At 68.1% G+C, this 13,236-nt stretch carries 14 protein-coding genes; 9 read left to right on the forward strand and 5 right to left on the reverse strand.

What is annotated here, in order from left to right; translation table 11 throughout:
- Window positions 1-86: 86 nt before the first annotated feature.
- The 3 genes from AC1DGD_RS05390 to AC1DGD_RS05400 all read right to left on the reverse strand — a co-directional run bounded on the left by AC1DGD_RS05390 (window position 87) and on the right by AC1DGD_RS05400 (window position 2,379).
- Window positions 87-1,058 carry an aldo/keto reductase gene (locus AC1DGD_RS05390; protein ID WP_223914667.1) on the reverse strand — a complete coding sequence of 324 codons (972 nt, stop codon included), beginning with the start codon at window positions 1,056-1,058 and terminating at the stop codon, window positions 87-89.
- A gap of 96 nt (window positions 1,059-1,154) precedes the next feature.
- The gene (locus AC1DGD_RS05395; RefSeq protein ID WP_223914666.1) at window positions 1,155-1,364 is read right to left on the reverse strand and encodes a dodecin; all 210 of its coding nucleotides are present in this window, start codon (window positions 1,362-1,364) and stop codon (window positions 1,155-1,157) included.
- A 52-nt stretch (window positions 1,365-1,416) separates the two neighbouring features.
- On the reverse strand, window positions 1,417-2,379 hold the full coding sequence (locus AC1DGD_RS05400; RefSeq protein ID WP_476849881.1) for an SGNH/GDSL hydrolase family protein: 963 nt from the start codon (window positions 2,377-2,379) through the stop codon (window positions 1,417-1,419).
- 133 nt (window positions 2,380-2,512) lie between these two features.
- On the opposite strand from AC1DGD_RS05400, the gene AC1DGD_RS05405 reads away from it, so the two are divergent.
- On the forward strand, window positions 2,513-2,770 hold the full coding sequence (locus tag AC1DGD_RS05405) for a metal-sensitive transcriptional regulator (protein WP_018774886.1): 258 nt from the start codon (window positions 2,513-2,515) through the stop codon (window positions 2,768-2,770).
- 31 nt (window positions 2,771-2,801) lie between these two features.
- Here the strand turns inward: AC1DGD_RS05405 and AC1DGD_RS05410 are convergent, their stop codons facing one another.
- Window positions 2,802-3,512, reverse strand: a complete 711-nt coding sequence (locus tag AC1DGD_RS05410; RefSeq protein WP_223914664.1) for a FadR/GntR family transcriptional regulator — start codon at window positions 3,510-3,512, stop codon at window positions 2,802-2,804.
- A gap of 190 nt (window positions 3,513-3,702) precedes the next feature.
- Here AC1DGD_RS05410 and AC1DGD_RS05415 point away from each other — a divergent pair, with 190 nt between their 5' ends.
- The 8 genes from AC1DGD_RS05415 (at window position 3,703) to AC1DGD_RS05450 (ending at window position 12,096) form a co-directional block, all read left to right on the forward strand.
- Window positions 3,703-5,190 carry a four-carbon acid sugar kinase family protein gene (locus AC1DGD_RS05415; RefSeq protein WP_476856134.1) on the forward strand — a complete coding sequence of 496 codons (1,488 nt, stop codon included), beginning with the start codon at window positions 3,703-3,705 and terminating at the stop codon, window positions 5,188-5,190.
- Between the two features lie 37 nt (window positions 5,191-5,227).
- Window positions 5,228-6,127, forward strand: coding sequence for an NAD(P)-dependent oxidoreductase (locus AC1DGD_RS05420; RefSeq protein WP_476849879.1), 900 nt, complete (start codon window positions 5,228-5,230; stop codon window positions 6,125-6,127).
- A 118-nt stretch (window positions 6,128-6,245) separates the two neighbouring features.
- Window positions 6,246-7,712, forward strand: coding sequence for a GntP family transporter (locus AC1DGD_RS05425; RefSeq protein WP_476856135.1), 1,467 nt, complete (start codon window positions 6,246-6,248; stop codon window positions 7,710-7,712).
- Window positions 7,712-8,596: a class II fructose-bisphosphate aldolase gene (locus AC1DGD_RS05430; RefSeq protein ID WP_476856136.1), complete on the forward strand. Its 885-nt coding sequence runs from the start codon at window positions 7,712-7,714 to the stop codon at window positions 8,594-8,596. Before AC1DGD_RS05425 ends, AC1DGD_RS05430 begins: the two co-directional genes overlap by 1 nt.
- A 122-nt stretch (window positions 8,597-8,718) precedes the next feature.
- Complete coding sequence (locus AC1DGD_RS05435) at window positions 8,719-10,059, forward strand: acyltransferase family protein (RefSeq protein ID WP_476856137.1); 1,341 nt, start codon at window positions 8,719-8,721, stop codon at window positions 10,057-10,059.
- Entirely contained in the window at window positions 10,056-10,400 is a 345-nt protein-coding gene (locus AC1DGD_RS05440; protein ID WP_230008347.1) for a GNAT family N-acetyltransferase, read from the forward strand. The genes AC1DGD_RS05435 and AC1DGD_RS05440 overlap by 4 nt, the downstream gene beginning before the upstream one ends.
- Window positions 10,401-10,523: 123 nt before the next feature.
- Entirely contained in the window at window positions 10,524-11,288 is a 765-nt protein-coding gene (locus tag AC1DGD_RS05445) for a hypothetical protein (RefSeq protein WP_476856138.1), read from the forward strand.
- 25 nt (window positions 11,289-11,313) lie between these two features.
- Window positions 11,314-12,096 carry an SDR family NAD(P)-dependent oxidoreductase gene (locus tag AC1DGD_RS05450; RefSeq protein WP_476856139.1) on the forward strand — a complete coding sequence of 261 codons (783 nt, stop codon included), beginning with the start codon at window positions 11,314-11,316 and terminating at the stop codon, window positions 12,094-12,096.
- Window positions 12,097-12,108: 12 nt separating this feature from the next.
- Here the strand turns inward: AC1DGD_RS05450 and AC1DGD_RS05455 are convergent, their stop codons facing one another.
- Window positions 12,109-13,164 carry an FUSC family protein gene (locus tag AC1DGD_RS05455; RefSeq protein ID WP_476856140.1) on the reverse strand — a complete coding sequence of 352 codons (1,056 nt, stop codon included), beginning with the start codon at window positions 13,162-13,164 and terminating at the stop codon, window positions 12,109-12,111.
- Between the last annotated feature and the right edge of the window lie 72 nt (window positions 13,165-13,236).

The raw sequence follows: 13,236 nt of genomic DNA on the forward strand, positions 1-13,236 counted from the left end.
CCCTAATACTAATCATGCTTAGTATCAAAGAGCCACCCGACACCCGTGGGTTCGCCGGGCGGGGTGCCAAAACAGCCGACTGCGCCCTACCATGCGTAGTCTTCCGGAGCCGTCCTGTGGCCCGGGAAGATCTCGTCGAGGCGCTTGAGCGCATCGGTGTCGAGCTTCAATTTGTGCGCCCTGACGGAGGCTTCGAGCTGCTCGAGGGTACGCGGGCCGATGATCGGAGCGGTGACTGCCGGCTGGTGGAGCAGCCACGCGAGTGCCAGGTCCGCGGGTTCCTGACCCAGTTCGGCGGCGAATTCCTCGTATCGCCGGATCTGTTTCTGGTGCGACTTGAGCGCCTCAAGGGCACGGCCCGCGATGCGGCGGACGCCGTCGTTCTCCTTTTTCAGCACTCCGCCGAGCAGGCCGCCGTGCAACGGCGACCATGGCAGGATCCCCAGGCCATACTGCTGGGCGGCCGGGATGACCTCGAGTTCCACGTCCCGGGTCAGCAGGTTGTAAATCGACTGTTCGCTGACCAGCCCGTTGTAGTTGCGGCGGCCGGCGGTTTCCTGGGCCCGGGCGATGTGCCAGCCGGCGAAGTTGCTGCTGCCGGAGTACAGGATCTTGCCTTGCTGGACGGCGACCTCGATAGCCTGCCAGATCTCATCCCAGGGCGTGTTCCGGTCCACGTGATGGAACTGGTACAGATCGATGTAGTCCGTCTGCAGCCGTTTCAGGCTGGCATCGAGCGCCCGGCGGATGTGCAGTGCCGAGAGTTTGGACTCGTTGGGCCGGTCGGTCATGGTGCCGAACAACTTGGTGGCAAGCACCGTGCGCTCGCGGCGCTCGCCCCCCTGGGCGAACCAGCGGCCGAGTATTTCCTCCGTCCAGCCGCGGTGGCTGGACCCGCCATACACATTGGCCGTGTCGACGAAGTTGATGCCGGCGGCCTGCGCGGTGTCCAGGATGGCGAAGGCCTGCGTCTCCTCGGTCTGCGGGCCAAAGTTCATGGTGCCCAGGCAAAGGCGCGAGACTGTCAGGCCGGAGCGGCCCAGATGCGTATAGCGCATGAAGTTTTCCTCTCCGCCCTGGCCTCCTCTGCCCTGACGGGTTGCGGGTTTCTCCGGAGCGGGACGGTGCGTGCCGGCCCGCTCCGGAGTCTGGCGTCAACGCTCCAGGCGGAACCCGAGCTTGATGGTGACCTGCCAGTCGGCGACCTGCCCGTTTTCAAGGTGGCCGCGGATCTCCTTGACTTCGAACCAGTCAAGGTTCCGGAGGGTCTTGGCGGCCTCGGCGATGCCGTTCCGGACGGCCGCATCGACGCCCTCGTTCGAGGTTCCGACAATTTCAGAAATGCTGTAAGTGTGATTAGGCAACTTCGCTCCTCGTGATCGCCATCGATGCCCGGCTGTGGGCCGTTCCTGCAGACTAGCCGACCGAACCCGGCCGGACTAGGGGTTTGTGCCCGGAGTCCGGGACCCCGGGAGGCGGTCCGGGCAGCGGGCGTTTGGCCTGCCGGGGCGGGGTGTCTGCGCGCGGCCTGATCCGGCTCACCATCCAGGGCAGCATGTAGTGCGCCATCCATGCCAGGTCACCGGCCCGGGTCTCCCGCCAGTTGCCCGGCGGCATCGGCTTCGGTTCCAGCGGCCGCAGACGGTGTGGCACGCTGAGCGTGTCCAGGACCATGGCCGCAATGGTGTGGTGTCCCAGCGGCGAGAAGTGCAGGCGGTCCGGATCCCACATCCGCGGATCGCTCAGTTGCCGCAGGGCCCACAAATCGGCGATGACGACATCACGCCGGGCGGCGATGACACGGATGTTCTCGTTGAATACCGCGACCTTCCCCCGGATGTGTCCGAACACAGCGGTTTCGCCCCAGTCCGGCCCGGTGAACAGGACCACCGTGGCCCCGGTGGCAGAGAGGGCTGCCACGGCGTCGTCCAGGGCCGCGGCCATCCGGTCCGGATCGCCGCGATGAAACACGAGATCGTTCCCGCCGGCGGAGAGCGAGACGAGGTCAGGCTTCAGGTTCAGGGCCGGTCCGAGTTGCTGGTCGAGTATTTCGCGCAGGACCAGGCCGCTGATGGCAAGGTTTGCGTACCCGAACTCGCGGCGGCCCTCGCCGAGTTCCTCGGCGATGCGGTCCGCCCACCCCCGAATGCCCCCGGGGCTCAGCGGTTCCGGGTCGCCGACGCCTGCCGTGAACGAGTCGCCCAAAGCGACATACCGGCTCCAGGGCCGGGAACGCAGGTCACCGGCACGGCCGCGTGCGGAGCTCTGATCCCCTGGATGCCACGGCCCCGCGGCGGGGAGGTTGACGCCGGTACCGCCGGCGTCCGGCTCTAGGAACCTGGCGGCGTTCACATCACCAGCAATACGCCGATATTCCATGCCTCGCTAGGTACTTATGCCCCTAGCGGGGCGGCATGCGGCCGCGAGGCCACCCCCGGCCGTCCGCCACCCGGGAGGCGGAATACTCAGGGGGGTATAATGTGGAGCCTGACGCATCGAACCGGAGGAACCAATGGAACTCGATCCCACCGACATGAAGCCTGTCATTAACCGGCTTCGCCGCGCCCAGGGCCAGCTCGCGGCCGTCACCAGGATGATCGAGGAGGGCCGTGACTGCAAGAGTGTCGTGACCCAGCTGGCGGCCGTGTCGAGTGCCCTGGACAAGGCTGGATTCTCCATCATTGCCACGGGCCTGCAGCAGTGCATGCAGCAGGAAGACCCCAGCCTGGACCGCGCCGAACTCGAGAAGCTCTTCCTCTCGCTCGCCTGAGTTCATTATCCGGGCAAAGCGCGGGTCCGCGTCAGGCGGGGCCTCCGGCCAGCACGAAGGTCTTTAGATCGTCAAGGGTCTGCTGCATGTGGGCGTCCATGGCGTCGCGGGCGCGGTGCGGGTCGCGGGAGGCCAGGGCGTCAGCGATGTTCTGATGGTGCCCGATGGCGTGCTCCTGGATCTCCGGCACCTTGGAAGTTTCCGTCCGCCGTTTTTCCAGCACGCGGTGCAAGGGTTCGAATAACACGGCGACGAAGACGTTTTCCGAGGCCTGCAGGATGAGGTCGTGGAAAGCGAGGTCTTCCTCCACGAATGCCGCGAGATCATTCCTCTCGTGGGCCAGCCGCATCCTGTCGACGTGCGCGCGGAGGGCCTGGATGTCCGTGTCCGACATCCGCCCGGCAGCCAGTTCGCAGGCGCCCGTCTCCAGCATCCGCCGGAGCTCGATGAGCTGGATGGCGGCCGAGGCGTCGTTTGTGCCCTCCGAGGCTGCCCGCAGCACGGCGTCCAGGGAGCCCCAGCGGTTCACGGGGTTCACGAACGTGCCCCGGCCGCGTTCCACGCTGAGGATCCGCTGGGCTTCAAGGGTTTTCATGGCCTCGCGCACGGTCATGCGGCTGACTTCGTGCCGGGAGCTGAGCTCCAGTTCGCCGGGGACGCTCGCGCCGGGCGGGAACTCGCCGCCAATAATCCGGTCCAGCAGTTCGTCGGCCACAACGCCGACCAGCGATTTCCTAGCCAATTCTCCCCGTTCAGCGACTTGTTGCCTGATGGCGTGCTCCGTGATGGCCAAGTCTACTTGCGCGTCGTTGTGCCATATGCCACACTAGCATTCATATGCAAGATGTCTGACATCTTACATTTTGTTCCTGCTGCGGCTCGCGGAGAACCGCAGTTTTCCACTGACAGATCCACACACAATGGAGTGCATAGTGCCCCTCGAAGCAGACGTGCTGGCCGCTTTCCCCGCGGAAGTACAGATCCCCGCCCGGCTGGTGGCAGACAGCGTGGCCGCCTCCTCCGAGGCATCCCCCCGTGTCCTGGTCGTACTCGACGACGACCCCACCGGCACCCAGTCCGTGGCGAACCTGCCGGTCCTCACCCGCTGGGAAGTGGCGGACTTTGCCTGGGCGTTCGCCTACGAAGTCGACGGCCAGCGCCAGCGCGCGGTCTACGTGCTCACCAACACCCGCAGCCTTGACCCTGCCGAGGCGGCTGCCCGCAACGAGGAGATCGTCCGCAACGCACTCGCGGCCGCAGCGTCCGCTGAACCCGCGCTTCGGCTCAGCTTTGTCAGCCGCAGCGACTCCACCCTCCGCGGACACTACCCGCTCGAACCGGACGTCATCGCAGCCACCGTCACCGCCGTCAACGGCGAGAAGACGGACGGCGTCGTGATCGTTCCCGCGTTCCCCGACGCCGGCCGCGTGACGGTCGGCGGCGTGCACTTCACCCGCGGCACAGGCACGGACGCCGGGCAGCTCACCCCCGTGGCCGAGACCGAATTCGCCCGGGACGCCAGCTTCGGCTTCGCCAACTCGGAGATGGCCAAGTATGTCGAGGAGAAGTCGAACGGCCGGTTCCCCGCGGATTCGGTGATCGTGCTGGATCTGGACATCATCCGGGCATCCGCCGATCCGATGATCTCCGCCAAGGCCATTGCCGATGCCATCGACGCCGCCACGGATTCGACTCCGATCGTGGCGGACATCGTCACCGAAAACGACCTGCGGGCGCTGGCCCTGGGCCTGGAAGAAGCGGAAAGCCGCGGCAAGAAGCTGCTCTACCGCGTGGGCCCGCCGTTTGTGCGGGCACGGATCGGCCAGGAAATCCGCACCGAACTCAGCGGCGAGGAAGCCTATGCGGGCAACATCCCCTCGGAAGCCGGTGGCCTGATCGTGGTCGGCTCGCACGTCGGTGTCACCACCCGCCAGCTCAACGCCCTCACCGAGCAGCACAGCGCGGCCCGGATCGTGGAGATCGACGTCGAGAAGCTCCTCGGCGACAACGCGGGGGAGTACCTGGACGAAACCGTGGACACGGTCGTCGCTGCCCTCCGCGGCGGCGACGTGATCGTGCACACGAGCCGGCTCCTGATCAAGACCTCCGACGCCGCCGAAAGCCTGCGGATCGCCCGCACCGTCTCTGCCGCCGTCGTCGCCGTGGTGAACCGCACGCTAAAGACCTTCCCGCCCCGCTTCGTAATCGCCAAGGGCGGCATCACATCCTCGGACGTGGCCGCACACGGCCTGGAAATCCGGCACGCGATAGTCCGCGGGCCCATGCTGCCGGGCATCGTCAGCCTGTGGGAACCGGTGGACGGACCGGCCAAGGGCATCCCGTACATCGTCTTCGCCGGCAACGTGGGCGACGACCAGTCCCTCGCCGATGTCACGCGCAAGCTCAGCAACACCTTCTAATCCCCCCAGCACCAAACGTCATTCGATGGAGAACACCATGACCAGCAACTACACCATCACCGTCCTTGGCCTTGGCGCCATGGGCCTGCCCATGGCCACGCGCCTGGCAAGCGAGCTCACCGTCCACGGCTTCGACATCGCCGAACCGCGCCTGAAGCTGGCTGAAGAGGCCGGCATCCGCACCTTCGCCTCCGCACGGGAAGCCTCGAAAGGCGCCGACGCGCTGCTGCTGGCAGTGCGCAACGGTGAACAGCTAAACGATGTCCTGTTCGGCGAGAACGGCGTGGCCTCCGTGCTCAAGCCGGGCGCCGTCGTGATCCTGGGCAGCACCGTGGGCACCGAGGCCATCCCGGCCGCCGTCGACCGCCTGGCCGAATACGGCGTCGAACTGGTTGATGCCCCGCTGTCCGGCGGCCCCAAGCGTGCCGGCGAGGGCGACCTCCTGATCGTGGTGGGCGCCTCGCCCGAGGCCCAGGAAAAGGCCCGCCCGGCCCTTGAGCTGCTGGCCTCCACCCTGACCGTGGTCGGCGACAAGCCCGGCGACGGCCAGGCTCTCAAGACCGTCAACCAGCTGCTCTGCGGCATCCACATCGCCGCCGCCGCCGAGGCGATGGCCCTGGCCGACGCCCTCGGCCTGGACCAGGCCAAGACCCTCGCCGCCCTTGAAGCCGGCGCGGCGGGTTCCTTCATGCTTTCCAACCGCGGACCGCGCATCCTGGAGGCCTACACCGAGGACGGCGCCGAAGTCCTCAGCCGGCTGGACATCTTCGTCAAGGACATGGGGATCGTCGGCAAGGCCACCCGCGCCGCCGGCCTCGCCGCCCCGGTGGCCGCCGCCGCCGAGCAGCTCTACCTCCTTGGCCAGGCCCAGGGCCTCGCCGCCGCCGATGACTCCGCCGTCATCAAGGTCGTCGCGCCCACCAGGCGCACCGCCTAACCAGCCACCCCCATCCCCGACGACGGCGGTCCCCCCTCCGCCGTCGCCGGGTCCCCACCCCACTGTTCCCGGCGACTGACTCGCTGGGCGACCTTCCTGTCAAAGGAGACACCTCTTCATGACCCCCCTGCTCAATTCCCTGATGGTGCGCGCAGCCGACGCGCCCGTCATCAAGCCGGCCGTGGAGCTGGGAACTCCGCTGCTGCTGACAATCGCGGCGGCCGGCGTCGCCCTGCTGCTGGTGATGATCATCCGCTTCAAGATCCAGGCCTTCGTGGCCCTGCTGACCGTCAGCATCCTGGTGGCCGTGGCCGCGCAGATCCCGCTAAAGGACGTGTTCACTGTGGTGGCCGCCGGGGTGGGAGGCACCATGGGCAAGGTCGCCCTCCTGATTGCGCTCGGCGCGATCCTGGGGCGGATGATCGAGGTCTCCGGCGGCGTCCAGTCCCTCGCCGACCACTTCACCGCCAAGCTCGGGGCCACCCGGGTGGCCGTCGCCCTCACCGCAGTCGGCTTCCTGGTCGCGATTCCGGTGTTCTTCGAGGTCGGCATCATTGTCCTGGTGCCGGTCGTCTACGCCTTCGCTAAAATTGCCAACGTCCACCCGGTGAAGTTCGGCCTGCCCATGGCCGGCATCATGCTGGCCATCCACGTGGCCGTGCCCCCGCACCCGGGGATTGTTGCCGGTGCCGGCGTGCTCGGCGCCGACATCGGACTGATCGCCCTGATCTCGCTGACGATCTGCGTGCCACTGGGCTTCCTGTCCTACTGGGTCGCGTCCATCATGAACCGCAAGACCTACGAACTGCTGCCGGCCGTCAAAACCCAGGTGGACGAGTTCGGCTCCGCCACCATGGTCCGCGTCGGCCACGAGGGCCCGGGCAGCAAAGCCATCGCCCCGCCCCGTCCGGGACTGATCATCTTCCTCATCGCCACCCCGATCGTGCTGATCCTCCTCGGCACCGTCGGCACCCTGGTGATCGACAAGAACGACTTCTGGTACGGCGTCGCGGCGTTCGTGGGCAACCCCGTCTTCGCCCTGCTGGTGGCCGTTGCGCTCTGCTTCTTCCTTCTGGCCGTCCGCCGGCAGTGGTCGCTGACGGAAACCGGCGAAATCTTCGAAGGCGCGCTGCCTCCGATCGCGTCCATCCTGATGGTTGTTGCGGCAGGCGGCGTGTTCGGCAGCGTCCTGCAGGTGAGCGGAATCGGCAAGGCTCTCTCCGAATCCCTCGACACGCTAGGCGTTCCGCTGCTGCTGCTTGGCTTCATCATCTCCCTCGCCCTCCGCGCAGCCCAGGGCTCGGCCACCGTCGCGATCGTCACCACGGCCGGCCTGCTCTCCTCCGCCGTCGCCGGCGGCGGCTACACGCCGGCGCAGACCGCCGTGATCGTGATCGCCATCGGATTCGGCGCTCTCGGCCTCTCCCACGTGACCGACGCCGGTTTCTGGGTGGTTGTGCGCTACTACGGACTGACCGTCGCCGACGGCCTCAGGACCTGGACCGTGCTCACCACCGTGCTGGGACTGGCAGGCCTCGCCCTGACATTCGTCGCCTGGATGCTGGTGGGGGGACTGAGCGCCTGATGCGTACCCAACTGGACACCTTGGTGACCGGCGCCCTGCAGCAAGGCTCTGCCGTTCCGGCGTTCACCTGTTACGACTTCACCACCGCGCTCGCCGTTGTGGGGGCGGCCGAGGAATCCGGCCGGGGCGCCATCCTGCTGGTCGCACCGAAGACCGCGGCAACGCCCAACGGGCTGCGGCTGATCGCCGCCCTGCGCGGACTCGCCGACGCAGCCTCCGTGCCGATTGCGGTGCAGCTGGATCACGCCACCGACCCGCAGGTGATCGCCGACGCCGTCAGTGCCGGGGCCGACTCGGTGCTGGTCGACGGGTCCTCGCTGCCGTACGAGGACAACATCGCCCTGGTCCGGAACGTCCGCGCGGCCTTGGCAGCGCAGGGCCGGGCCGACGTCGTCATTGAAGCAGAACTCGGCGGACTCGCCGGCGACGAGGACCGGGCCTTCGGGACCGACGCCGCGGATAACGGAGGCAGCACAGTGGCGGACGCCCCCGCCGGGCTCACCGACTCCGCCCAGGTGGAGGACTTCGTGGCCCGCACCGGGGCGCAGCTGCTCGCCGTGGCTGTGGGCAATGTCCATGGCAAGTACAAAGGGGAGCCCCGGCTGCGCTGGGACGTGCTGCAGGACATCGCCGTGCGGACCCGGATCCCGCTGGTCCTGCACGGCGCCTCCGGCATTCCGGCCGAGGAACTGGTCAAGGCCGCCGCGATGAACGTGGGCAAGGTCAACTTCAACACGGAGCTGCGCACCGGCGTCCTGGCGGTCCTTGAGGAACAGACCACAGCGCACCGGGCCGACGGCGAGAACCTCCAGGCACTGCTGGGCCTGTGGAATGCCTCGGCCAGGACCTTCGCGGCCACCGCCCTGGCCACACTCTCGCGCTGACACTGTGACTGCCAGAGCAGTATGGCCCGCAGCCGGCGCGCATCCGGGCCATACTGCTCTGGCAGCCAGGGCGCCGCGGCCCGACAATGATGGCAACACAGCCTGTCTTCCCGAGGGGTGCCATGCTTGCGCAGCAGCGGCCAACCGGCGACCCGGCGCCGATGCCGGACCGAGACCCGGTGATCGACCTTGTCCGGTTCTTTTGCCTGGCATTGGTGGTGGTCGCGCACACCATGATGGTGAGTCCCGTACTGCACCCGGACGGCACCGTGACGTCCGAGAACACCTTGGGCGATCAGCACTGGTTTGAACCAGTGGTGTGGGTCTTCCAGATCATGCCGCTGTTCTTTGTGGCCGGAGGCATCACCGGGCTGCAGTCCTGGCGCCGGCTCCGCGCCAGGGGCGGCAACGCCTTCGATTTCATGCAGGCCCGGCTGCTGCGCCTGATCCGGCCGGCCGCCGTCCTGCTGGCGGTCATGTTCGTTGGCCTGTCGGCGGCCCGCCTCGCAGGGGTTGACCCTCAGGTCATCGAGCTGCTCACCAGCGGAGCCGGCATGCCGCTGTGGTTCCTGGCCGCGTACCTCGCCGCGCAACTCAACCTTCCCTGGCTGGCGGCCCTCCACACCCGCGCGCCATGGCTGACCTTCGCCGGCCTCACCGCCCTGGTGGTGACGGTCGATTGCCTGCGGGGAGTGCTGCCGCTGCTGGCATACCTGAACATGCTGTTCCTGTGGTGCGCCGTGCAGCAGCTCGGATTCATCGTGGCGGATGGCCCGCGGCTGCTGCCGGGCCGGCCGGCGCACCTGGGCATCATGGTTGCCAGCAACATGCTGCTGGGGTTGATAGTCCTGCTGGGGCTGTATTCCGGGAACATGCTGGTGAACCTCAATCCGCCCAATGTGACGCTGCTGCTCCTGGGCATCTCGCAGGCCGCCGCCCTCCAGCTCTTCCGGCCGGTGCTGTCCCGGATCGCGTCCGTGGCCGGGGTGCGCCGGATGATGGGCGTGGCCGGCCGGCGGTCCATGACTGTTTATCTGTGGCATCTGCCCCTGCTGGCGGCGATGTCCGGGTTGCTGCTGCTGACGGATTTCCCGCAGCCCGACGGAGGGAGTGCGGCCTGGTGGTGGGGGCGGCCCCTGGTGCTGTTGGGGGTCATCGCCCTGCTGCTGCCGGTGGTGGCATTGTTTGGCAGGCTGGAGGAGCGGCCGACGGCGTCCGGCCCGTCGCCGAGCCGACCGGCGGCCGCCGTGCTGCTGGCCGCAGTCGCCGTTTTTGTTCCGGCAGTCAACGCCGCGCTCACCGGGCTCACGCCCGGGCTCCTCGGCGGGGGTGCCGCCTGCTTCGCGCTCGCCGTCGTGCTCCTGGGCCGGATTCCGGTTCAGCTCACGACGCCACCTGACGGGCAGGGCGGATCGGAACCGCCATTGCCACGCCCGCCATTAAGTGCCAATGTCGAACCATGACGGAGAACTCGGCAACCACGGAAGACACCTTCACCCCGGACGTCTCCACCACCCGGAACGACGAGCTGCACCGTTACGAACTCCGTGTCGGCGAGAAGCTGGCCGTCCAGGTGCGCTTCATCGACAGGCCGGGCCATATCGACTTTATCCACACGGATACCGCAGAGCAGTTCCAGGGCCAAGGGCTCGCCAAAGTGCTGGCGCACTTCGCCCTCGATGACGTGGTTGCCTCCGGCAAGCGGATCATCCCGAATTGCCCGTTCATGTACCGCTACCTGCGCAAACATGAGTCGTACCACCAGTATGTGGACTGGCCGGAGCGGGTCCCAGAGGGAGCCTGAGCGCCTGGCGCGGGGGCCGGAACGAAGTCATCGGCCTGCCCGCTTGTGGGCAGCGGACCAACCTCGTAAAGTTTGACCAGAGTTATGCAGTTGGCTCTTGGACAGGTGACTTTGGAGTACCCCATGAACCATAAACTGCGTGTGCTTGTCCGGGTGGACGTCGATCCCGCACAGGTCACCCTCGAAATTACCGGCTGCGTTACCCAGTCTGACTCAGCAACCCTCCTGCACATCGTGCGCCGCGCCTGCCGCCTCGAACCGGGCGCCGCCGTGGTCATCGATCTCCACGGCGCCTCCCACCTGGACCCTGAGGTGCTGCTGGACCTCCGGCGTCTCGCTGATGCCGGACACCTGCACTCTCCCGATGCCGGGGGCTCCGCAGAGGCCGGACCGCTTCGTTTCGCCCTCGACGAGCCGGCGGTGCTGCCAATCTGCCTCGTGCACGTCGGTGCCGACGCCGAAGTCCTCGCCGGACTCGACACCGACGACCGCCCGGCCCCCGTCGCCGTCGCCGGGAACGGAGACAGCGAAGCTGCCGGACTGCTCGACGTCGGGCCCGGCTCCGGATCCGACTCCGGGCTGGGGGAGGCCAACAGCCCGCTGGCCGCGGAAACCGGCGGCGCCAGCGACCTTGGCTCCATCGACGGGCTGGCGCTTTCGGAGTACTTCGAGGGAACGCTGGATCCTGTGGCCACGGTCCGGGCACTGTCCGACACGGCGTTGTGCCGGCTCGCGGACGCTCTCTACCGCCACCTCGACACCAGCAGCCCCTCTTTCGGGGCGCACACCTGGTACGAGCTTGCGGCCGAAGAGCTTCAAAACCGCCACCTGCTCGATGACGGTGACCCGGCAGGGGACGAACTGGCGCAGGACACGGCCCTGGCCTGAGCCGGGACGAGACTAGGCTGTCGCTATGAACCCTCAAACAGCCTCTACATCCGGCAGCACAGCCCTGGTCACGGGCGCGACGGCAGGCCTTGGCGCCGAGTTCGCCCGCCAGCTCGCCGAGCAGGGCCACCGCGTGGTGCTCGTGGCCCGCGACGCCGGCCGCCTCGCGGCCACCGCTGCGGAGCTGGAGAACAGCTACGGGACCGGGACGGAGACGATCGCCGCGGACCTGACCGACGACGCAGGGATTGCCGCCGTCGTCGCGCGCCTGACCGACCCCGCGCGGCCGGTGGAGATCCTGGTCAACAACGCGGGAATCGGCCTGCTGCGGCCCTTCGAGGACAACGACATTGCCGAGGAGAAGAAACACCTGAAGCTCCATGTCGAAACCGCCATGGAGCTCAGCCACGCCGCCCTGCAAGGCATGCTCGGGCGCCAGTCCGGCAGGATCATCAACGTCGCCAGCGTGGCGGCCTTCCTGCCCCGCGGCACGTACTCCGCAGCGAAGGCCTGGCTGCTGAGTTTCTCGCGCTCGGCCAACATGGCCTATGCGGCGCGGGGGGTGAAGGTCACCGCCGTGTGCCCCGGCTTCACCCACACCGAGTTCCACGACCGGATGGGGATGGACAAGACGGCGACGCCGCGCTGGATGTGGCTCGAGGCCCGGCAAGTGGTCAGCGAGGGACTGGCGGACAACGCCAAGGGCAAGGCCGTCTCGATCCCCAGCAAGCGCTACAAAGTCCTGACCTCGGTTTCGCGGGTGCTGCCCTCAAAGCTCATCGCCGGGCCGGCGCGGCGCGCCAAGTAGCCGCCGGGTACATCAGCGGGCGGCTAGGCGCCGTCGGCGGATCAGTACGACGACGGCGATCCCGACGGCGGCGCCCACGAGTGTTTCGACGGCCCGTTCGGTCACCAGCACGGCGGGATCGGCCGGCGCGGCAAGCTGTCCGACCAGCAGGATCACCGGGGTGAAGGAGACCATGGCAAGGCCGTAGTGCCGGGTCATGAACAGCTCGGTGCTGAACTGCAACACGATCACGAGGCAGACCAGGACGGCGGCGTCCTGCCCGGGGAAGGCCAGCAGCGGTGACCCCGGCCACGGGAACAGGACCGCCGCGACCACCACGAGACCGCCCAGTGTCCCGACGATCCGGTGGACGCCGCGGTACACGCTGCTGGGCAGGTCCGCACCGGCAAGCGGCACCGCCGCCGCGGCCATGGCCCAGTGCGGGTGGCCGCTGCCGCTGAGGACCCCCAGGGTCCCGGCGCCGCCGACAGCGGTGACGTAGCGGGCGGCATGCAGCCACGCCGCCCGGCGCCCGGCCCCGCGCAGCACTGTGACGTCCCGCCGCCTCCCGCGCTGCCAGGTGCGGCCGACAAACCAGCCGCCAAAGCCGACCATGATGGAGAACGCGGCCGATCCCGCGGCGATGAGAACGCCCGTAGGCCAGGGGACGGCGGCGGGAACGGAGGCGCACGCGCCCAGGGCCAGGATCCCGAAGAAGGGACCGGCGGGTTTCAGGGCCGTCTTGTCCGTGAACACCGAGCCCACGCCGGCGAACGCGGCCTCAATGATCACCAGGGCCCACGAATGAATGTGGTGGGCCGAGAGGAAGACGCCGACTCCTACGCCGGCAACCAAAAGGACAGCCGCCTGGCCTTGATGCCGGAGCCGGAGCTGGTGAGGCTCGGTGCGGCCGTACATGCCGGTCAGCGCGCCGAAAACAGCGTAGCCCGCCAGCCCGGGGCGACCGGCCGCCAGGAGCGCCAGGGACGGAACGGCCACGCTGATCGCCACCCGCCAAGCCGACACGTGGTCCTTGTTGGCCGGGGCCAGGCTGTGCAGCGAACGGATGTGGTGCAGCAGGGACTTCACAACTGCCTCTCCGATTCCTGTGGTTCCTGTGGTTTCCCCGGGGGCCCGGGGTTTGCGGGGTTCGCGGGGCCC

The sequence above is a fragment of the Arthrobacter sp. 05T45 genome, assembly GCF_056395875.1.

What these genes read in the sequence shown, in the direction of transcription:
- AC1DGD_RS05400 (WP_476849881.1), bottom strand. Translation starts at nt 2,379, where the DNA reads ATGGAATATCGGCGTATTGCTGGTGATGTGAACGCCGCCAGGTTCCTA.
- AC1DGD_RS05390 (WP_223914667.1), bottom strand. Translation starts at nt 1,058, where the DNA reads ATGCGCTATACGCATCTGGGCCGCTCCGGCCTGACAGTCTCGCGCCTT.
- AC1DGD_RS05405 (WP_018774886.1), top strand. Translation starts at nt 2,513, where the DNA reads ATGGAACTCGATCCCACCGACATGAAGCCTGTCATTAACCGGCTTCGC.
- AC1DGD_RS05425 (WP_476856135.1), top strand. Translation starts at nt 6,246, where the DNA reads ATGACCCCCCTGCTCAATTCCCTGATGGTGCGCGCAGCCGACGCGCCC.
- AC1DGD_RS05420 (WP_476849879.1), top strand. Translation starts at nt 5,228, where the DNA reads ATGACCAGCAACTACACCATCACCGTCCTTGGCCTTGGCGCCATGGGC.
- AC1DGD_RS05450 (WP_476856139.1), top strand. Translation starts at nt 11,314, where the DNA reads ATGAACCCTCAAACAGCCTCTACATCCGGCAGCACAGCCCTGGTCACG.
- AC1DGD_RS05435 (WP_476856137.1), top strand. Translation starts at nt 8,719, where the DNA reads ATGCTTGCGCAGCAGCGGCCAACCGGCGACCCGGCGCCGATGCCGGAC.
- AC1DGD_RS05440 (WP_230008347.1), top strand. Translation starts at nt 10,056, where the DNA reads ATGACGGAGAACTCGGCAACCACGGAAGACACCTTCACCCCGGACGTC.
- AC1DGD_RS05430 (WP_476856136.1), top strand. Translation starts at nt 7,712, where the DNA reads ATGCGTACCCAACTGGACACCTTGGTGACCGGCGCCCTGCAGCAAGGC.
- AC1DGD_RS05445 (WP_476856138.1), top strand. Translation starts at nt 10,524, where the DNA reads ATGAACCATAAACTGCGTGTGCTTGTCCGGGTGGACGTCGATCCCGCA.